Genomic DNA, 17,954 nt, shown 5'->3' on the forward strand with positions numbered 1-17,954 from the left:
AATTCCTTGAGTACGGCGGTGAGTAGCAGATTTTAGGTGGCTTGAGGCGTGAATATTATGGTAGAATCCATAAAAACACATCATTTAACAAACTCAGGAATTAACCGCAAACACTCAAGCGTTCCAGGTTTTTTACGCAAATATTTGGTTGCAGCCCTCGAACCGAGTTAGAAAACCCGGTTTCTGAGCGTCGGGAGTGCGATCGCCACTGCATGAGTTGAGCCTGGAAAAATCTACCAGCAAAAGGTCGATCGCCCACAAATGCGTAATTCCTAAAACCTTCAGCTTGCTTCTATGTTGCAGACTAATAAGTAATTCAAATAAATATTGCTAAAGTAGTTCAAAGGCAAAAAATAAGAGTAATATAAAAGTATCCCAAGCCACACAAGAGAGGCGGATTTTATGAATGTTTATAAATCTGTTGTAAACGCAATGCGTTACGTTTCGGAAGCAGCCTCGCGGATTTTTAGACGCAGCGATGACGATTATCCCAACAGTGGCGTTCAGCCTTTTGAAGGTACGCCATCTAAAGGCTCTAAACGGGAAAGATGAGCAGCCGATCGGGGATTTTATAGCGATGCAGGTCAAGGCATTCTGTTTAACAGTCAACAGTTGACTGTTGACTGTTGACTGTTGACTGTTGACTGTTAATACTAATTGTAGGTTGGGTTTCACTTCGTTCTACCCAACCTATCAATTACCAATTCACAAAAAATGATTCAGGAAAAAGGCGATCGCAGCACTGCCGATCGGCACGCTCAAATTGTCAATTCCCCACTTAGAAACCGATTCTAAACTAGCAGCAACCAAAGCCACAACGGCAGACACCGCCCAAGTTTGCCAAATATTGCCTTGAACCGCCAGCAAAATCAAACTGCTAACAGCAAAACTCACCAAATACATAGTTGCAGAACCTTCCCAACTCTTCTGCATTCCCCAAACTCGATAAATATGTTTGCCGTATTTCTGGCCGATGACAGCAGCCAATCCGTCGCCCCAAGTCATCACTAAAATGCCCAAAGCAGCGTATTCCTGACGTTGCAGCGGCCAAAACCAAGCTACGAGAATGCTGATACTAACAGCATAGAAAAAAGTCCCCAAACTCTTCCGGTTGATGCTGTTGAGACTGGGTAAAATCGGAACTTGGTAAGAAATTAGGGCGATCGCCGCCGCTAAAATTCCCGCCGAAATCCCCACCCAACCGGGTATTTCCAGCCACCAAGCCAGCAAAATCACATTTCCAGTACCGATGTGCACCACCTTCCGCGATACCTCAGCATCGACAGAAGTAAAGCGATTTAAGCCCTCAGCTACCAGTAAAATTAAACCCAGCCAGATACCCACGAGGGAAATTTGCAGCCACACAGTCGGAATTTCAGCAAATATAGACACGATATTTAGGAAAAACTTATTTACATCAGGCACTATTTACTACTTTAGTGGAAAGCGCGATCGATGTTAGAACCCCGCAGCCTTAAAGTGCTGCGGGGAGCTGGCTGTTATGTTTTTTGAGGTTGGTCTACTTAAAACCTGTGCTATGCTATAAGCAAGTCTAGAGAAAAAGCTATGACTATTTTAGTAGAAGAACTTTTGAATACCTTTGAGCTATTAACAGACTCAGAGCGGTTATATTTGGTATTGGAAATTTTGAAACGGACTGTTGATTTAGACTTTCCACCGCTGTCTGATGACGATTTAGTTTTGAATGCTGAGGGAATTTTTATAGAGTTAGATGAGTAAGAGCAGGAGTAAACCGAACCTGTGAAGTTTTGAAATTCTCAGAGAATGTGATTGCTATGCAGTATGTCTTAATTATTCATGAAGTAGAAAACTATGAAGCTTGGAAACAGGTATTCGATCGTGCTGAAAGCATCCGAAAAGAAGCTGGCGAGCGCTCCTATCAGGTCTTGAAGTATGACAAAGAACCCAACAAAATTGTTCATTTCTCTGCGTGGACATCAATCGCAGATGCTAGGGCGTTTTTTGAGTCGCCTAGACTGGTTAAAATTAGAGAAGAAGCCGGAGTTAAAGCTCCTGAATTTATTTATCTAGACCAATTAGAGTCAGGAGTATTGTGAAAGACCTATTTGTATAATGTAAGTTGTTCAAACTATGGGGTTAAGTTTTGAGTATGTACGACGGTAGCTACTACCAGCTAATGGCTGAGTACAATTGCTGGATGAATCAAAAAATATATTCTGTCTGCTCGGCAATTCCTGACGAACAGCGCAAACAGGATATGGGTGCCTTTTTCAAGTCTATTCATGGCACTTTGAATCACTTACTGTATGGTGACAAAGCATGGATGGGTCGTTTCACTCTTCAGCCATTTTCGGTAACTGTTATCGGGCAAGAACTGTATGCTGAATTTGAGGCTTTGAGAGCCGAACGGGAGACAATGGATCGGCAAATTATAGAATGGTCTACAAACCTTAATTCTGACTGGTTGAGTCAACCGTTTGAGTACACAAGCAATGTAGATGGTAAATGCCGCGTGCTACCGACTTGGGTTCTCGTGACACATATGTTCAATCATCAAACTCACCATAGAGGACAAATTACCACACTGCTCAAACAACTTGGCTACGACCTAGGCGTTACAGATATTCCGTGGCTACCCGTCGCCTCTGTATAACGTCAAGATAATATCAAGGCATTTGATTCCTAATTTTTACTATCCGTTTCCTGCTGACAATGCTGTGACTATGGCTGTTACTGCGGGACTGAGGCTAGACAAGACAACGACGGAGGCAGTAGCAATAATAATAGTTGTAGCCATCCTAACCATACCATCTGTTCCCTTCTGATATGCGTCAAACTTGTATTCCAGGCGATCGACTTTCTGACCTAGCTCAATCAATGCTTCCCTGATGTCATTATTGCTGGGATTTTCTGGTATTTGCATGGCGACTTCTCCTATTAACAGAGATTAGCTTGACTGTATAAATATGATAACATAATTAAAAAGCGACTGTTTTATCACTTGCTCATAACCAAGAACTATTACTAATTATCATTTCACCAATTCCCGCACAGCCGCAAAAGCCCTCCCCCGCCACTCCAACGGCAGCAGCGACAACCCCAAACCAGCCCACATTTTCGCCTCAGAAACTGACTTTCCAGCTCGCACCATCAGGCGCCCTTTTGCAGTTTCACCAACCTCAATCAGCCGCAAACCCAGCGCTAATTGAGTTTCTGCAATCCTGTTGAGCCTGACTGTTTCCAACTTCTCGGAATCAAACTCGTAACTGGTCAAATAGCGCAATTTATCGCTTAAATACGGAATTGCCCGATCGACTCCTTGCTGTCCAGCATGAACTCGATACTCCATCAACAGCTCAGGCAAGTAATAGCACTTTTTGCCCGCAATCGCAAGTCTCACAAACAAATCGTTATCTTCGCAATTTTGCAAATTCGGGCGCAGAAATCCGACTTCTTCCAGCGCGCGGCGGCGAAACAAAGTTGCCCCTATTTGCAAACTTTGTCTCACAAAAACTGTGGAGAGCAAATCTTCAATAATTCCAGCCGACAACTCGGTGCGGCCCCACCGTTGCGAATTGAGTTTAGTCTGGTTTTCATCAATATAATTGTGAATGTCGATCACCCAGTGATCTGTACTGACAAAATCAATGCTGGGGTCTTTATCTAAAATAGCAGATGTGCGCTCTAGAAATTGCGCGCTCAGGCGATCGTCATCGTCAAACTTGATAAAATATTCGCCCCTTGCCGCCGCAAAGCCCGATCGCATATTATTACTCTTGCCGATATTCTGCGGGTGGCGAATGTAGCGAATCCCGCGATCGACAAATTCCGACATTAACAGCCGAGTGTTGTCAGTTGAGCCGTCATCGCAGACAATTAATTCAAAATCTGTATAAGTTTGATCTAACACGCTGGCGATCGCACAAGCCAACAAATGCACTCGATTGCAAGTAGGAATGCAAACGCTAATTTTGGGTACTTTAGACAATTTGAGATTTAAGATTTGAGATTTGAGATTGCTAAAAAGTGACAACAAGACCGATTAAAAATTTGCCCGCAATCGCAGAGTTTTTTACCTATTGGTATTAACAGATTTCGCTTCCGGGACAGTTGATTTTAACTCAAACGAGCCGTACATTCAAGAATTAACTTTTGATTCACCAAAGCAAACGGTTGAATTTCCAAAGCGCGGCGAAAAGCTCGAATAGCACTTCTGTATTCTCCCAGGGCAGCGTAGGACAAACCCAGACCGTGCAGCGCCCCAAAGTGCACCGGGTTCAGTTTGAGAACGGTTTCGCAGTCGTGGATCGACTTTTTATAATTTCCTTGGGTATAGTGAAGTACGGCGCGCCGGTTCCAAGCTTCAGCAAAATCCGGGGCTTCGGAGATCAGTTTCGTCAGCAAATCCAAAGCGTGGCGAACATCGCCGGAGTCTAGCGAAACTTGCGATCGCCTGAGAATTTGCATCCCATACTCACCCTTCTGGTTAAACCAAGTGCGCCAGAGCTCTGTAGTTGCCCGATCGCGCACGCTTTCGTCGGACTTTTTCAAGTCTTCGAGCAGCGCCTTAACAGATAATTCGTCCATAGGTGCGAGGATTGTTAAAAAGGTTTTATCAATCAATCTTATCGCGCAGGCGGCAACTTTATTTATCCTAGATTCCATGAAGATTTTGATGCTTTCCTCGACTTTTCCTTATCCCCCAAGCCGCGGAGGAACTCAGGTAAGGACGTTTAATTTATTGCAATACTTGAGCAGGAGGCATGATGTAATTCTCGGCACTGTGCGATCGCCCGATGTCACCGACGCACAAATCGACGCATTGCGCCAGCAAGTTACAGAATTGGCAGTTTTTCCCCATCCGCAGACACCCCCCCAACCCCCCCTTGCTAAGGGGGGGCTAAGACTCCACCAGGAGACTGAGGAAGGATTCTTACCTCCCCCCCTTAACAAGGGGGGGACTGAGGGGGGGTTATTTCCTGCCCTTAACCAGGGGGGGTTCTCTGAAATAATAGGAAAATTCCACAGATTCAGTCGATTTTTGTTGTCCGGGACGCCTCCGAACGTACTTTCAAGCTACTCAAGAGCAATGCAGAATTGGGCAGACGAATTGGTAACAGCAGGCAAATGCGATGCTGTCACCTGCGAACACAGCGTTAACGAGATTTACGTGCGTCCAGAATGGCGGCAAAAACTGCTGACAGTGGCAAACATTCACAGTTCCGTTTGGGGAACTTGCAGGGAAATATTAGCAACCGGCACCTCCGAAAAACCCCTGCGCGATCGACTGAATTTACCGCTACTCGCCCGCTACGAAAAACGCTACTGTTCCAAATTCTCCCGCATTGTCGCGACAACATCCACAGACAAGCAGCAACTCCTAGAATTGCTGTCGCCGCCGGTTCGGGTGCGAGGAAAACAAGATTTTTTTGTGCCTAGAATTGATGTAATTCCTAACGGGGTAGATTTGGTCCAATTTCCGTACCGGTCGATCGATCCGGGAGGACACACCTTAATTTTTGCAGGCGCAATGAACAATTTGCCCAATATTGACGCGGCGCGGTTTCTCAGTTTGCAAATACTGCCGCCTTTGCAGCAGCGCTATCCCGATGCTACCCTCACCTTAGTAGGGGCTTCGCCAGTCCCGGAAGTGCTCGCCTTGGGGAAACTCCCCGGAATTCAAGTAGTAGGTCGGGTGCAAAGGGTGGCAGAATATTTGCATCAAGCTGCTGTTTGTGTGGTGCCGATGCGGATTGGTTTTGGGATTAAAAATAAAACTTTGGAGGCGATGGCTGCGGGAACTCCCGTGGTTGCTAGCGATCGAGGCTTGGAGGGTTTAGCCGTCGATGGCGGCCCACAACCGAGAAAGGCCTTGCGGGCGAACAAAGTTCAGGAGTATGTTGAGGCGATTACCAGTTTGTTTGAAAATCAGCAGCTAAGACAGGAGCTCTCTGTCAGCGCGCGATCGCTCGTTGAAAACCAATACACCTGGGATATCATAGGTCGGCAGTACGATCGGCTATTGCAATTTTAAATTCTAAATTCTAAAATCTAAATTCTAAAATGCGACGATGGAACACAAAATTAACCCCTCAAAAAATCGAGCCAAACCCCCAGAAAATCCCAAAGTTGCTCCTCCTCCGACAAGACGCCGCCGCCATTCCCGACGCCCCAAAAAACTTCAAGAGTCCCAGCTTCCCATACCTGCTTCCCCAACTACCGCCAGATATCCCTGGAAAAGACTGGTAGCTAATTTGACAGCCCTCAGCGTCTTGTGCGGCTGTTCCGCTTTGATGGGAGGCGGCGCTTGGCTGAGTTACCAGCTAATTGTCGATCCCAACGGTAACAAGTTGATCTCTCAGTTTGTGCCTGGATGGTCGCGCCTGCCTACAGGTAGCAGAGATTCGATCCAAACTCTGGATCAAATCAAAGCCAGCGTCCGCAAATTGGGATTCGTAACCGGAGAATCCCTGCCGCTTCCCGTCGATCGATCCGACGATAATTCTGTTTCCGATTTGCTGTTGCCGGTGATGGTGGAAAGGACTGTTAATGCTTCTACTGTTTGCAAAAATCCTTGCCGTCAAATTGTCGAACTTCGAGTGTACAAGCGGGTGCAACTTCCAGATCGCGATTCCGATAAAGAGCAGTATTTTCAGTTAGCAAGTTCTGTGAATCTAGAAGGCCCTGCGGAATCTTTTGTCATTGCTTCTTTAGCTGACTCTACCTCTAACAATCAAGCCTCCAATCAGTCGCTACCCCTAACAGAACTGCGCCGCTTTGACGGCAAGCCCCCCGCCTCGGGCATTTGGTTTAATGTCAGCGGTCAACTAATGCGGGGCGACAAGAAAATTCCCTACGGACAAGTCGTTCGCTACAACCCCAGCCAAAATCATTTAATGTCGCTGTTGGATTGGGTGAGTGCGGCCGGACAACCGCCGAATTGGCAGCAAATTGTTAAGGGGCCAAACCCGCAGTTGACGATCGACCAAACAGTTGGTTTAGAGCCGCAATTTACCCTTTATCAAATTGGCCCGCGCAAATTTTTGCCGAACCCAGTTCAGTTAACGGCGATTTCTTTAGAAGAGTTTGCCTTCAATGACGAGACTTACAAAAATGGGCTGCGACTGGCCAAAAGCGGGCTGTGGTCTCCAGCATTAAATGTCATGCGTTTGGCGAAGGGGAAAGCCGGCAAAAATTGGCCGGCAGTCGCGCAAGCTCAGCTAGAGACGATCGAATTTCACGCTAAAATTACTCGGGCTCAGGCGATCGCATCTTGGGCTAGTCCCGGCCAACAAGTTCTCGCAGAATTGATCGACGGCCGCTGGAGCGAAGCTTTGCAAGTATTTGAAGCCGATCCGAGCAACACTCACGAAATTAGCACAACCCTCAAAAATGACGGCGGGCGGATCTGGAACCGCATAGACGCCGCCTTGAGAGTGAATTCCGCTGACGCCGATGTCAAAGCTTGGGGCGCGCTCATTGTAGCGTCTCAAGACGGAACTCGCGAGGCGATGAATTGGCTCGACCAGCAATCAGATACTGACAGCGAAACAAGAAGTCGAATTCGGAATTTGGTTAATAAACTTGAGGAAGCAGTTTCTCAGGCTGAAAGTTTAGAAGACCACAAAAGTCAAATTATGGGTTCTGCTACTTTAATTAGCAGTGTCAATCCCGCTGAGTGGCTGGAACCAGAACCGAACAACGAGTTAAAATTGGCGGGAGAACAAGTTTGGTATCAGGTGCAAGTAGCGAGTTTTCACGACGGCAGCCGCTGGGTTAATTCGCCCTTTTCAGATGTAGAAGTGCGCTCTTTTCCTGCTACTCAAGTCAAGTGGCTGTGGGGGCGGCTGGGCTTGCAGGCTGACCCCAAAATTAAGATTGAGGTAGCGATGGCTAACGGTCAACAAAGAGTCGCTGTGGGAACCGTGAAAGCAGTGCAGATTCAAGACGGAAGTCTGCGGTTGCTGGCGGCGGTTGACAAGCGATCGTAATCTGGCAGAAAGCATTCAGCAGAGGGAACAGTCCCGGACGCACTCTTGAGACAAAGAAACCGGGTTTTTTACCGTTTCTGCCGATTGCAACAGAAGTATTTTCGTAAAAAAACCCGGCTTCCTGCCACCTGTACGTCCAAAACTAGGAAAAAGGAAAATGCTTTATTTTGCCCCTCCCGCAACTCCGAAAAGCGGCGCAATCTCAAAACTCTTCCCCTCCCCCCTCTCGATCTCGGACAACAATGCAGACAAAAATTTTGTTAATTTAATTAACACAACTTGCGCACAAAAAAACCAGAGATGTCAAATCGCGCCCTTTTTAGAGAGTGCTGCAATCATCTGCCGTTTCACCGCTTTAGCCCAAAGCTCAAACTCCAAACTGTTGATATTGTTAATTTTCACTTCCTCAACAGGCTGAGGTGGGGCTTCTTTCTGTGCTGTAGTCTCCATTCTTTTTTCCTCGTCCAAAAAATGTTAGTAGTCGATCGCAAACGGTGAGCATCATATATCTATTTTATGAACAAATTCCTGCGATTAATTACACTAAAGGCAGAGAATTACACCATAAAATGCAGTAAATACATTGAGATAATGCAATTTACGAATTTCATGTTAAAAAATCCTACAACCCTTGCTGTATATAGGCTTTTCCTGACATTAAAATCTTACAATTTACATTGCCTGACACTATCAAACCAATAGTTATGTTAGTAAACTTATTTTTTAATGAATGTATTGACATATACAGCAGATAATAATTTAAGTGAATTCACATAGTGCCGTAAAGCCGATCGCCCGCATCTCCCAGTCCGGGTACAATATAGCCGTGCTCGTCCAAACACTCGTCAACTGCCGCCGTATAAATGTGCACGTCAGGGTGTTGTTCGTGAAAGTGCTCAATTCCCTCCGGCGCCGCCAGCAAGCACAAAAACTTAATAGACTTGGGATTAACTTCTTTAAGCCTATCCACTGCCGCGACTGCTGAATTACCAGTAGCCAGCATCGGATCGACAATTAAAACATCTCGCTGGTCGATATCCTGTGGAACTTTGAAATAATATTCGATCGCCATCCGAGTTGTCGGATCGCGGTACAAACCAATATGTCCTACCCTCGCCGACGGAATCAGTTCTAAAATACTATCTAACAGTCCCTGACCGGCGCGCATAATCGAAACAATGACCATGTTCTTTTCCGCAGCCAGCATCGGTGCATTCATTTTGGCGATCGGCGTTTCTATTTGTTCGTATTTTAGCGGCAAATCTCGCGTCACTTCATAGGCTAGCAGCAGCCCAATCTCTTTCAGCAGTTGGCGAAATTTCGCCGTGCTCGTTTGAGTTTGCCGCATTAGAGTTAACTTGTGCTGTATCAAAGGATGGTCGATGACAGTAACTTTAGCAATCATTTTTTTTTAGAGTTAATCTACCTTATTATAATCTCTCCTGTGCGGGAGCTGCCTGAGAATACATATCTCGTCTTTTTTTCCAGTTCCCCGATACCATACAGATCCTTTTCCTACAGCTACGGAGCCTCGGATTCCCGAATTCAAGCATCTTTTCTCAGCAAAGAGCGAGGGAAGAAAATTCGCAGCTCGACAAACATTTGCCCGCGCTGCGCCGACAAAAAAAACAGAGCTTTGTTCCCCAAAAAGCCGGGAAAAAAGATCGATATTTGGCAATCAATCCTCCGGAACAGTCTTTAAATGCGATGAATCTTAGAAAGTATCAGGACACAACAGGCATTAATCCATGAACTAATGCTACTAGAAAAAGCCCGGAGCCAGGTACAGGTATCTAGCTCCTAGTCAAAGTCTGACTGCCTTTTCAGTAAAGGCCTGCCATCTCCTAATTGGAAGGGCATCGCCTCAATCTTCCTTGAATTATGCAGGGTTGTCCTCACACAAAAATGAATTAAGGAGAACATCCATGAAGTTTGTAAAACTATTGCTAGCTACGGCATTAATGACTGCTTCTATCAGCCCCGCCTTTGCTAATCCGGCAGTTCAAATTTTAGGTGCAAGCTACGGCGGTAGCGGTTGCCCCGATCGCTCCGCCAGCGTCAGCGTCAGCCCCGACGGTCAAGAACTCACCATCCTATTTGATAAGTTTGCAGCCCAGGGAAATGTCTCAGCAGAAACCAGGAAAAGCTGCAATTTGAGCATTCCCATCAAAGTACCCCAAGGCTTCCAAATTTCTATCTACGATGCTGATTATCGCGGCTACGTGGCTCCTAAAACCACAGGCAACCTGCGAGCAGAATACTTTTTCGCTGGAGCCCGCGGCCCAGTTTTTAATCGGAATCTCAGCGGCGAAACTAACTACAACGTTCGAGATAGCTTAGCCACTGTAGCTGATGTTTGGTCTAGCTGCGGCGACAGTGTAAACATGAGAGTAAATGCTTCGATGACAGCCCGCGGTGCCGGCACTGCCACCGTTGACTCCTTCGATTTGGCTCATCGCGGTTTAGTTTATCACGTCAAATATCGCACTTGCCGCTAAGCAGCTTGTGGGGAGTGTAGTGTGAGGAATAGTTTTCAGGTTTGAATTTTGAGTTGGAAGAGGGAATAATTTTCCCTCTTCCTTCTTCCCTATTCCCTCTTCCTTCTTCCTTCTTCCTTCTTCCTTCTTCCCCCTAAAACACAGTGCCGTCACTTTCAATCTTAATTGGCGGTACTCCACCGGCTCTCAATTCTGCCGCAATTTTTCTCCCAGCCGCCCAAGTTCCTCCTTGCAAAATCTTCACCAGCGGCAATTGATCCGCACTCAAATGCAGCTTTTCTCGCATAGCTGCGGCAATTTTATCTAAAAGAATCACAGTTAGCGATCGCCATTCCACTATAACTTCCGAACCGGGCAAGTAACTCTGCTCAAAAATAGCCGAATCTTTTGCCCGCAGCAGCCCGATATCCAAACACAAACCGCCGTTGCGGTACTCCGGCAATCCCGTTAACTCATCCAATCCGGCGACTTCTAAACCAAGTTCTTGCAGCGGTTCCAACAGCGAATAAGTCAACCACTGCGAGAGTTTGTGAAACGGCACGAATTCATCTCCCAGATGTTCTCCTTGTAATGCCGGATGCCACCAAACATCGCCTAAATTAACGCCACCAATAGCATATCTTCCCGGCCAAATTTCCCCAAAGCCTGTTAAAACAGCGCTCAATACGACCGCAGCATTCACAGTTTTGACTCCCGAAACCCGACTGTCGAGCAAGTATTTTGCCAAATTGCCGGGACGCGGGTTTTCGCTGCCAAATAATAATGAATGCTGGCAAATTACATTTCCCAAACGCTGCAATAATTCTAATCTGCCTGTTAAACCAACTAGCGGATTGTCTCGACTTACCTGAAATCCTGCCGCTAAGCTTTCTAGTTTTAATTGAGAAAGTCCGCGAGAATCAGCTTGCCAAGGAAAATCGGGATTGCTGGAAAAAACACCTTGACAAAACATCCGCAAGCTGGCTATTGCTAACCCTTCAGAACGGCGGTAAACCTGTTTGGTTTCTGGTTCGCAATACTGCCAATCTGCACCAGCACCGGCATCGAGCAAAACGCTGACAATTGCTAAATCAAATTTGATCTTAGCTTTTTCAACCGGCGCAAATTGTGCTAAAGCTGCATCCAATTCGGCGAGGCGCGGCAGGTTGTCGGCTTCAAAATGCCGCCAGCGACTGTGAAAGGGAATGTTAAAATCGGGATACTGTTCCCGCGTTGTGTCAATTACATAATTTGCTGCTTTGTCGAGTTGGGATAAATCGACGCGGAAGTAGGGGAGTTTATTTTCGGAGGCTAAATCAAAAAGCCGATCGCACTTTTGGCGAATAGCTGCCGGCGTTCTCAGATATTCTACAGTCTCAAGTTCAATTTTATTCAACTTCATGCCACCAAACACCGATAAACATCGTTTTCTTGAAAAAAGTCAAACTGACTGTAATCTAAAAGATTATCTAAAATCGCATTTTTATCGATTTTAATCAGCTTATATTCCCACTTCGAGCCGCTGACTTCGCGTTTTATTTTATCGGAAACTATCACCGAATTTTTTTCTGAACCAGGGGATACTATTTTACTTAAATCTTCCAGCCTGTCGGCGATGTTAATATCTTTTCCATAAGTGCAAGACCGAAATATATACAAATTTCCCTTAGCAACTCCCACCGACAAGCCGCAAGGTATGTGATTGCCATGAATAAAAAGTTTCCAATTCTCGCACAAACTTTCCATTGCCGCTAAGGCTGCGTGAGCTTCCGGGAAAGTCAACAAATGCGAATCGCCAACAATACTCCGAATTGTGCCGCCGTATTCTTCGCAAATTGTTTTTTCAAAAGTATCGAAGTTGGTGAGCAAATATTCAACGTCTTTGATAGAATTAGATTCTTGATAAGCAATAAAACCTCTCAAATCTGCTTTAATTATTGCTTGATTTTCTACTATTCGCGTTTTGTAACTTTGGTCAACTTTGTAAACTTTTTCAGGTTCGCTCATCCCTTTCAAAGAAAACTCGTTGACAAAAGATGTTTGCACTTCTGCTTTGTTGAGCGCCAGCCATGCTGCTTGGGACAAATATATTTCATCCGGCGGAGTTACTGATTCTATGCGCGCTGTTAAATTCACCGTATCGCCAAAGATATCTTTATCTTGATGCAAGACATCTCCTAATGTAATCGACACGCGAATAGCCAATCGTTCGTCGTTCGCCTTGCTAGATTGCTGCGCTCTCAATTCTTGCTGCATTTCTATGGCTGCCACAGCCGCTGCTGTGACGCTGGGAAAAATCATCCAAAATGAATCACCTTCCCCTTTAATCACGCTGCCTTCATTTCTGGTGCTAATATTTGAAACAAAAGTTTTATGCTCGTTTAACAAACTACTTAAGTCCGACTGAGATAATTTTTTAACTCGGCCGGTATATCCGCAAATATCTGTTTTTACGATCACAGTAGAGCGCAAATTAGCCATAACCTACCCTGACTTATAAACAAACAAGCAATTAATTTTACTGAACTTACGCACCCTTGACCAAAAAACAGATTTCTAGCGCAGTTATTTGGCGACCACCAGAGGATTTTTGGCAGAAACCAGTTTTTTTTGCCAAGCGTCCTATTTTATTTGGCAAAGACGCGATTGTTCGCGATCGATCGCGTCTTTGCCATTTCAATCTCCTAAATCCCGCCCTTGAGTTTCAGCAAGAATTGTAGCATCTGGCACGGGGTCGGGCGTGTAGTAGCCAGCGGCTTTTTTGGCGACGATTTCGACTTGTGCGTCTGCTGGAATCCAATCTTCTGGAATTGGGATGCGATCGACCACCTGAATGCCTGAATTGATAATCGCATTGTATTTCATATCGCTCATGGAAACTAAACGGTCGATTCGAGCGATACCCAACCAGTGCAGCACGTCTGGCATTAGTTCTTGAAACCTCATATCTTGAACTCCCGCAACACATTCAGTGCGAGAAAAATAGGCATCAGCGCGATCGCCGCCTTCCTGCCGTTTTCTGGCATTGTACACTAAAAACTTAGTCACTTCCCCCAAGGCTCTCCCTTCCTTGCGGAAGTAAACAATTACCCCTGAACCGCCGGATTGTGCCGTTTGGATGCAAATTTCAATCCCGTGTACTAAATAAGGGCGGCAAGTGCAGATATCCGAACTGAAGACATCAGAACCGTTGCATTCATCGTGTACCCGTACCGCCAACAGCTTGTCCGGGTCAGAAATATTCGCGACATCGCCAATAATATAAACCGTAGTTCCGCCAATTGGCGGCAAAAAAACGTGCAAGTCCGGCCGCGTCACTAAGTCCGAGAACATTCCGCCTGTTTCCTCAAACAGGACACGACGGAGAACGCTTTCTTGGGCGCCGATCCTGCGGGCAATTCCCGGTAAATACCACACCGGGTCAATCGCAATTTTAGTTACTGCTAAATTGCCACCTTCTTTGACTATTTTACCATCAATTTGCACTCGCCCCTTAGCGATAGCATCTTGCAATTCCGGCATATTAATGTGAGCTTTAGTAACAGCAATTGTCGGTCGAATATCGTATCCCTGCTGGAGAAATGAAGTATAAACTTCGCTGACCAAACCCCCAAAGGGATCGAGAGAAACAATCAAATTGGGATCGCCCCAACTCTGGTGCGGCCCGATGTGTGCGGCCGGAGATGTGTTGGTAAAATCGGGGCGGTGATCTGCTTGGAGTGCGCCAGAAGCAACTGCTAGCGCTCGATAAACAGAGTAGGAACCCGAATGAGTGCCGATCGCATTCCGGTGAGATGATTTGGTGAGGCTGCCAATCACAGGCCCCCGTTTCAGGGGATCGATTTCTCCCCAGTAGATGGGAAGAGGTTTTCTGCCGGATCTGTCGGGATGGGAGGTTAAAACTATATGCTTGGGTTTTGACACAGTTTTTTTTGGGTTCTTGCTATGGATGCTGCTGTTGGTTGAAAGTGAAATTGCAATTTGAAGCAGTGATTTATGATAGCAACAGGATTCAGGATCGGGAAGTATCCGGCATAGCCAAACCCGTGACGCTGACTTGCGCGCTTTCCTCAAAAATATAAAAATTTTATCTTTGTGCTTCAGCGATCGGGGCTGCACTGCCAACAACAAAGCTACATATTTAACCCCAGTTTCTTGAGCAATTGTATTTCATTTGTGCATGATTTTTTTTCAACTAACCGCAGAGGGCGCTCTTGACGCAGACAATCTAGAAAAGAGATAAAGAGGAAAAGAGAGATGTTCGCAATTCCTGCAAGGGTTGCTATAGTTAAAACTGGTAGCGCTGAATTATCAAGAAAATACATACTAACTCACAAAATTAATGTTGCCAAGTTCATCTAATTATTTGCTCAAAAATGGTCGCGTGCCGGCGTCTATTCTAGAGATGCAATCGATCGCCCCCTCAGCTTCTACTGTCGCAACAACAGGGACTGAGAACAATTTTTGTGCGGTGGATGTGGAAATTGCAGCGGGTACGATCGCCCAAATCATCCCCACAGGTACGGAACCTTTATTCCCAATTGCAGATATCCCAGTTGTAGATTTGCAAGGCGGCTTAATCTGGCCTTGTTTTGTGGATATGCACGCGCATCTAGATAAAGGACACATTTGGGAACGATCGCCCAATCCCGATGGAACTTTTGCCAGCGCGATCGACACAGCACGCGCTGATGCCGAAAAAAACTGGAATGCAGAGGATGTTTACCGGCGGATGGAGTTCGGCCTCAAATGCAGCTACGCCCACGGAACCAAGGCCATCCGCACTCACATCGACAGCGCAGGGGAACAGGGAACCGTTAGTTTGGGAGTATTTGAAGCGCTGCAAGCCGAATGGGGCGATCGGCTAATTTTGCAAGCAGTTTCCCTAGTTTCCCTCGACTATTTCCTGACACCCGCAGGCGAAAAATTAGCCGACAAAATTGCTGAAATCGGTGGCATCCTCGGCGGCGTCGCCTATATGAATCCCGACTTAGACAAACAACTCGATCGCATCTTTAGCTTAGCCCAAGAACGCGGTTTAAACCTCGACTTCCACACCGACGAAACCGACGATCCAGAATCAGTAACACTGCGGGAAGTAGCAAAAACGGCTATTTGCCATGAATTTAGCGGTAAAATAATCTGCGGGCACTGCTGTAGTTTAGCCGTACAACCACCAGATTTAGTAACAGAAACTTTGACATTAGTCAAGGAAGCAAATATTGGCATTGTCAGCTTGCCGATGTGCAACCTTTACCTGCAAGATCGACAATCTGGGCGTACACCGCGCTGGCGGGGAGTGACGCTGCTGCACGAACTCAAAGCAGCAGGAATTCCCGTTGCAGTTGCTAGCGACAATTGTCGCGATCCGTTTTACGGATTTGGCGATCACGATGTTTTAGAAGTCTTCAATATGGCAGTTCGCATCGCCCATTTAGATAGGCCTTGGGAAGATTGGCCGCGCACAGTCACAAAAACACCAGCAGATTTAATGGGATTGCCGAATTTAGGACGAATAGGAGTTGGTTTACCAGCAGATTTAATTTTGTTTAAAGCGCGGAATTTCAGCGAATTGTTATCTAGGTCACAGCGCGATCGCACAGTTTTGCGGCAGGGTAAAGAAATTGATACAACTTTGCCCGATTACCGCGAACTAGACGACTTGTGAGCAATTTAAATCAATTGCGGTTGCAGGAGCGACATGATAGAGGACACGGCAATGCCGTGTCCCTACCCCAAAATAATATTGTAGGGAAACGGCACTGCCGTCTCCTGATTTCCGGTAATATTAAAATTCATACAACTTTGCCCGATTACCGCGAACTAGACGATTTGTTAGGAATTTAAATCCATTCCGGTTGCAGGAGCGACATGATAGAGGACACGGCAATGCCGTGTCCCTACCCCCAAATAATATTGTAGGGAAACGGCACTGCCGTCTCCTGATTTCCGGTAATATTAATTACGATGCCAACGGATTTGATATTAGATAAAGTACACAACACGCACCCTACATTATCAACCAAATTCTCTTCTCTTTTCTTCCTTCGCGTCCTACCCTTCGGGAACGGCTTCGCCGAACGAGTCCTCGCGGTTAGTTCAAAAAAAATCTCTTCATTTATAATTCCATCTTGTCAATTGAGAACTAATTTGATATAAATATAAAAGCTGATTCAATCGAGGATGTTTTAAGTGAAAGCAGTTATTTTATTGTCGGGAGGGCTGGATTCCTCAACTGTTTTGTATCAAGCCAAGGCCGACGGCTGCGAGTGTTACGCTATTTCGTTTGATTACAAGCAAAGGCACCGGCGGGAGTTGGAATCAGCACGGGCGATCGCACTTTCGGCGGATGTTAAGGCGCATCAGGTGGTAAACTTTGACCTGACGCTTTGGGGCGGTTCGGCTTTGACGGACAATCAGATTGAATTGCCGATCGATCGCACTCTGGGAGAAATGTCTCAAAACATCCCCAGTACCTACGTTCCAGCTAGAAATACGATCTTTCTCAGCTTTGCCCTCGCCTACGCAGAAACCCTAGAAGCCGATCGTATTTACATCGGTGTCAACGCTTTAGATTATTCCGGCTATCCCGACTGTCGCCTCGATTACATCCAAGCCATGCAGGAAGTATTTCGGTTAGGAACCAAGCAAGGAAGAGAAGGAGAACCTATTAATATTGTAACACCTTTAATCGAACTTAAAAAAACAGAAATTATTCAATTAGGCAACAAATTAGGAGTGCCTTGGGAGCAAACTTGGTCTTGCTATGCAGGCGGCGAAACTGCCTGCGGCGTTTGCGATTCTTGTCGGCTGCGGCTGGCGGCTTTTGAGGAATTGGGATTAAAAGATCCCGTGGCTTACGCTTAAACATTACTTACGCACGGGTAGTCAGAAACCGGGTTTTTTCGAGTCTCTTCGCTTCCGCCCGCCGAAACGGTAAAAAACCCGGTTTCTAAGTTAGTTCGTAGGGTGCGTCATATCAAATCCGGTGGCATCGAAATTAATATTACCCACAGTCAGGACACGGCAGTGCCGTTTCCCTACAATTAATCGGGCGATAGTTATATCTCTGATGGAGTGCTCGTGATTATTTCGGGGTAGGGAAACGGCATTGCCGTGTCCTCCGTTGCTTATTTAGCTTTCGGCTCATCCTCAACTTCCGGTTGAAGCTGGTCTTCCTGGTCAAACTTAATTTCATTTTGCAGCGAATTCAATGGGACTAAAAGCATATCAGCTATTTGCGATTGTCCTCTAGCCCTGTAGATATCTATCGCTTTCTGAAAATCTTCTACTGCACCTTGTTTTTCTCTAATTACAGCTCGCATACGAGCACGAACCATATAAGCTTCTACCAAATCAGGATTGAGATTAATTGCTTGAGTAAAAGCTTCAGATGCTTCCTTATACAGTTCTCTGCGACCGAGGTCGAATCCTTTTTGATAAAGTTCTTGAGCTTTCATGGCATTTCTTAATTTCTGCTGTTCATCTCGCTTGCATAAAGGAT

At 46.0% G+C, this 17,954-nt stretch carries 21 protein-coding genes; 10 read left to right on the forward strand and 11 right to left on the reverse strand.

Annotation, left to right across the window (positions count from 1 at the left end; all coding sequences use genetic code 11):
• Positions 1 to 402: 402 nt before the first annotated feature.
• Entirely contained in the window at positions 403 to 552 is a 150-nt protein-coding gene (locus QUA02_RS19930) for an isochorismate synthase (protein WP_333030105.1), read from the forward strand.
• Between the two features lie 153 nt (positions 553 to 705).
• Here QUA02_RS19930 and QUA02_RS19935 read toward each other — a convergent pair whose 3' ends face one another.
• Complete coding sequence (locus tag QUA02_RS19935) at positions 706 to 1,392, reverse strand: diacylglycerol/polyprenol kinase family protein (protein WP_333030106.1); 687 nt, start codon at positions 1,390 to 1,392, stop codon at positions 706 to 708.
• A gap of 174 nt (positions 1,393 to 1,566) precedes the next feature.
• Between QUA02_RS19935 and QUA02_RS19940 the strand changes: the two genes are divergently transcribed.
• From QUA02_RS19940 to QUA02_RS19950, 3 genes are read left to right on the forward strand one after another with little or no spacing between them, the layout of a single operon-like run.
• Positions 1,567 to 1,740: a hypothetical protein gene (locus QUA02_RS19940; protein WP_333030107.1), complete on the forward strand. Its 174-nt coding sequence runs from the start codon at positions 1,567 to 1,569 to the stop codon at positions 1,738 to 1,740.
• Positions 1,741 to 1,796: 56 nt separating this feature from the next.
• Positions 1,797 to 2,078 (forward strand): putative quinol monooxygenase, encoded by a 282-nt coding sequence (locus tag QUA02_RS19945; protein WP_333030108.1) that lies wholly within the window; start codon positions 1,797 to 1,799, stop codon positions 2,076 to 2,078.
• Between the two features lie 53 nt (positions 2,079 to 2,131).
• The gene (locus tag QUA02_RS19950; RefSeq protein ID WP_333030147.1) at positions 2,132 to 2,635 is read left to right on the forward strand and encodes a DinB family protein; all 504 of its coding nucleotides are present in this window, start codon (positions 2,132 to 2,134) and stop codon (positions 2,633 to 2,635) included.
• A gap of 39 nt (positions 2,636 to 2,674) precedes the next feature.
• Here QUA02_RS19950 and QUA02_RS19955 read toward each other — a convergent pair whose 3' ends face one another.
• The 3 genes from QUA02_RS19955 to QUA02_RS19965 form a co-directional block, all read right to left on the reverse strand.
• A complete protein-coding gene (locus QUA02_RS19955; RefSeq protein WP_333030109.1) occupies positions 2,675 to 2,905 on the reverse strand; it encodes a ssr2422 family thylakoid membrane protein in 231 nt (76 codons plus the stop codon).
• 108 nt (positions 2,906 to 3,013) lie between these two features.
• Positions 3,014 to 3,970: a glycosyltransferase family 2 protein gene (locus QUA02_RS19960; protein ID WP_333030110.1), complete on the reverse strand. Its 957-nt coding sequence runs from the start codon at positions 3,968 to 3,970 to the stop codon at positions 3,014 to 3,016.
• A gap of 128 nt (positions 3,971 to 4,098) precedes the next feature.
• Positions 4,099 to 4,569, reverse strand: a complete 471-nt coding sequence (locus tag QUA02_RS19965) for a tetratricopeptide repeat protein (RefSeq protein ID WP_333030111.1) — start codon at positions 4,567 to 4,569, stop codon at positions 4,099 to 4,101.
• A 76-nt stretch (positions 4,570 to 4,645) separates the two neighbouring features.
• Between QUA02_RS19965 and QUA02_RS19970 the strand changes: the two genes are divergently transcribed.
• Both QUA02_RS19970 and QUA02_RS19975 read left to right on the forward strand, forming a co-directional pair.
• Positions 4,646 to 6,016 (forward strand): glycosyltransferase family 4 protein, encoded by a 1,371-nt coding sequence (locus QUA02_RS19970; RefSeq protein ID WP_333030112.1) that lies wholly within the window; start codon positions 4,646 to 4,648, stop codon positions 6,014 to 6,016.
• A gap of 37 nt (positions 6,017 to 6,053) precedes the next feature.
• The gene (locus QUA02_RS19975) at positions 6,054 to 7,973 is read left to right on the forward strand and encodes a hypothetical protein (protein ID WP_333030113.1); all 1,920 of its coding nucleotides are present in this window, start codon (positions 6,054 to 6,056) and stop codon (positions 7,971 to 7,973) included.
• Between the two features lie 303 nt (positions 7,974 to 8,276).
• On the opposite strand, the gene QUA02_RS19980 is transcribed toward QUA02_RS19975, so the two are convergent.
• Positions 8,277 to 8,423, reverse strand: a complete 147-nt coding sequence (locus QUA02_RS19980) for a hypothetical protein (protein ID WP_333030114.1) — start codon at positions 8,421 to 8,423, stop codon at positions 8,277 to 8,279.
• 319 nt (positions 8,424 to 8,742) lie between these two features.
• Complete coding sequence (upp, locus tag QUA02_RS19985; protein WP_333030115.1) at positions 8,743 to 9,378, reverse strand: uracil phosphoribosyltransferase; 636 nt, start codon at positions 9,376 to 9,378, stop codon at positions 8,743 to 8,745.
• 520 nt (positions 9,379 to 9,898) lie between these two features.
• On the opposite strand from upp, the gene QUA02_RS19990 reads away from it, so the two are divergent.
• Complete coding sequence (locus tag QUA02_RS19990) at positions 9,899 to 10,471, forward strand: DUF4360 domain-containing protein (RefSeq protein ID WP_333030116.1); 573 nt, start codon at positions 9,899 to 9,901, stop codon at positions 10,469 to 10,471.
• Positions 10,472 to 10,604: 133 nt separating this feature from the next.
• Here QUA02_RS19990 and QUA02_RS19995 read toward each other — a convergent pair whose 3' ends face one another.
• From QUA02_RS19995 to QUA02_RS20005, 3 genes are all read right to left on the reverse strand, one after another.
• Positions 10,605 to 11,852 (reverse strand): URC4/urg3 family protein, encoded by a 1,248-nt coding sequence (locus tag QUA02_RS19995; RefSeq protein WP_333030117.1) that lies wholly within the window; start codon positions 11,850 to 11,852, stop codon positions 10,605 to 10,607.
• Positions 11,849 to 12,931: an adenylate/guanylate cyclase domain-containing protein gene (locus QUA02_RS20000; RefSeq protein WP_333030118.1), complete on the reverse strand. Its 1,083-nt coding sequence runs from the start codon at positions 12,929 to 12,931 to the stop codon at positions 11,849 to 11,851. Before QUA02_RS20000 ends, QUA02_RS19995 begins: the two co-directional genes overlap by 4 nt.
• Before the next feature lie 195 nt (positions 12,932 to 13,126).
• The gene (locus tag QUA02_RS20005; RefSeq protein ID WP_333030119.1) at positions 13,127 to 14,374 is read right to left on the reverse strand and encodes a GTP cyclohydrolase II; all 1,248 of its coding nucleotides are present in this window, start codon (positions 14,372 to 14,374) and stop codon (positions 13,127 to 13,129) included.
• A 418-nt stretch (positions 14,375 to 14,792) separates the two neighbouring features.
• Here QUA02_RS20005 and QUA02_RS20010 point away from each other — a divergent pair, with 418 nt between their 5' ends.
• Both QUA02_RS20010 and QUA02_RS20015 read left to right on the forward strand, forming a co-directional pair.
• Positions 14,793 to 16,118, forward strand: a complete 1,326-nt coding sequence (locus QUA02_RS20010) for a cytosine deaminase (protein WP_333030120.1) — start codon at positions 14,793 to 14,795, stop codon at positions 16,116 to 16,118.
• The gene (locus QUA02_RS20015; protein WP_333030121.1) at positions 16,115 to 16,297 is read left to right on the forward strand and encodes a hypothetical protein; all 183 of its coding nucleotides are present in this window, start codon (positions 16,115 to 16,117) and stop codon (positions 16,295 to 16,297) included. The genes QUA02_RS20010 and QUA02_RS20015 overlap by 4 nt, the downstream gene beginning before the upstream one ends.
• 53 nt (positions 16,298 to 16,350) lie before the next feature.
• Here QUA02_RS20015 and QUA02_RS20020 read toward each other — a convergent pair whose 3' ends face one another.
• Positions 16,351 to 16,476, reverse strand: coding sequence for a hypothetical protein (locus QUA02_RS20020; RefSeq protein ID WP_333030122.1), 126 nt, complete (start codon positions 16,474 to 16,476; stop codon positions 16,351 to 16,353).
• Positions 16,477 to 16,642: 166 nt separating this feature from the next.
• Between QUA02_RS20020 and queC the strand changes: the two genes are divergently transcribed.
• Complete coding sequence (gene queC / locus QUA02_RS20025; protein ID WP_333030123.1) at positions 16,643 to 17,317, forward strand: 7-cyano-7-deazaguanine synthase QueC; 675 nt, start codon at positions 16,643 to 16,645, stop codon at positions 17,315 to 17,317.
• A 263-nt stretch (positions 17,318 to 17,580) separates the two neighbouring features.
• On the opposite strand, the gene QUA02_RS20030 is transcribed toward queC, so the two are convergent.
• Positions 17,581 to 17,910, reverse strand: a complete 330-nt coding sequence (locus tag QUA02_RS20030) for a tetratricopeptide repeat protein (protein ID WP_333030124.1) — start codon at positions 17,908 to 17,910, stop codon at positions 17,581 to 17,583.
• Positions 17,911 to 17,954 lie beyond the last annotated feature (44 nt).

This window comes from Microcoleus pseudofavosus SVA1_A4 (genome assembly GCF_036700565.1).
Classification (GTDB): Bacteria; Cyanobacteriota; Cyanobacteriia; order Cyanobacteriales; family Microcoleaceae; genus Microcoleus.

What these genes read in the sequence shown, in the direction of transcription:
- QUA02_RS19930 (WP_333030105.1), top strand. Translation starts at nt 403, where the DNA reads ATGAATGTTTATAAATCTGTTGTAAACGCAATGCGTTACGTTTCGGAA.
- QUA02_RS19940 (WP_333030107.1), top strand. Translation starts at nt 1,567, where the DNA reads ATGACTATTTTAGTAGAAGAACTTTTGAATACCTTTGAGCTATTAACA.
- QUA02_RS19945 (WP_333030108.1), top strand. Translation starts at nt 1,797, where the DNA reads ATGCAGTATGTCTTAATTATTCATGAAGTAGAAAACTATGAAGCTTGG.
- QUA02_RS19950 (WP_333030147.1), top strand. Translation starts at nt 2,132, where the DNA reads ATGTACGACGGTAGCTACTACCAGCTAATGGCTGAGTACAATTGCTGG.
- QUA02_RS19955 (WP_333030109.1), bottom strand. Translation starts at nt 2,905, where the DNA reads ATGCAAATACCAGAAAATCCCAGCAATAATGACATCAGGGAAGCATTG.
- QUA02_RS19965 (WP_333030111.1), bottom strand. Translation starts at nt 4,569, where the DNA reads ATGGACGAATTATCTGTTAAGGCGCTGCTCGAAGACTTGAAAAAGTCC.
- QUA02_RS19970 (WP_333030112.1), top strand. Translation starts at nt 4,646, where the DNA reads ATGAAGATTTTGATGCTTTCCTCGACTTTTCCTTATCCCCCAAGCCGC.
- QUA02_RS19975 (WP_333030113.1), top strand. Translation starts at nt 6,054, where the DNA reads ATGGAACACAAAATTAACCCCTCAAAAAATCGAGCCAAACCCCCAGAA.
- QUA02_RS19980 (WP_333030114.1), bottom strand. Translation starts at nt 8,423, where the DNA reads ATGGAGACTACAGCACAGAAAGAAGCCCCACCTCAGCCTGTTGAGGAA.
- upp (WP_333030115.1), bottom strand. Translation starts at nt 9,378, where the DNA reads ATGATTGCTAAAGTTACTGTCATCGACCATCCTTTGATACAGCACAAG.
- QUA02_RS19990 (WP_333030116.1), top strand. Translation starts at nt 9,899, where the DNA reads ATGAAGTTTGTAAAACTATTGCTAGCTACGGCATTAATGACTGCTTCT.
- QUA02_RS19995 (WP_333030117.1), bottom strand. Translation starts at nt 11,852, where the DNA reads ATGAAGTTGAATAAAATTGAACTTGAGACTGTAGAATATCTGAGAACG.
- QUA02_RS20000 (WP_333030118.1), bottom strand. Translation starts at nt 12,931, where the DNA reads ATGGCTAATTTGCGCTCTACTGTGATCGTAAAAACAGATATTTGCGGA.
- QUA02_RS20010 (WP_333030120.1), top strand. Translation starts at nt 14,793, where the DNA reads ATGTTGCCAAGTTCATCTAATTATTTGCTCAAAAATGGTCGCGTGCCG.
- QUA02_RS20030 (WP_333030124.1), bottom strand. Translation starts at nt 17,910, where the DNA reads ATGAAAGCTCAAGAACTTTATCAAAAAGGATTCGACCTCGGTCGCAGA.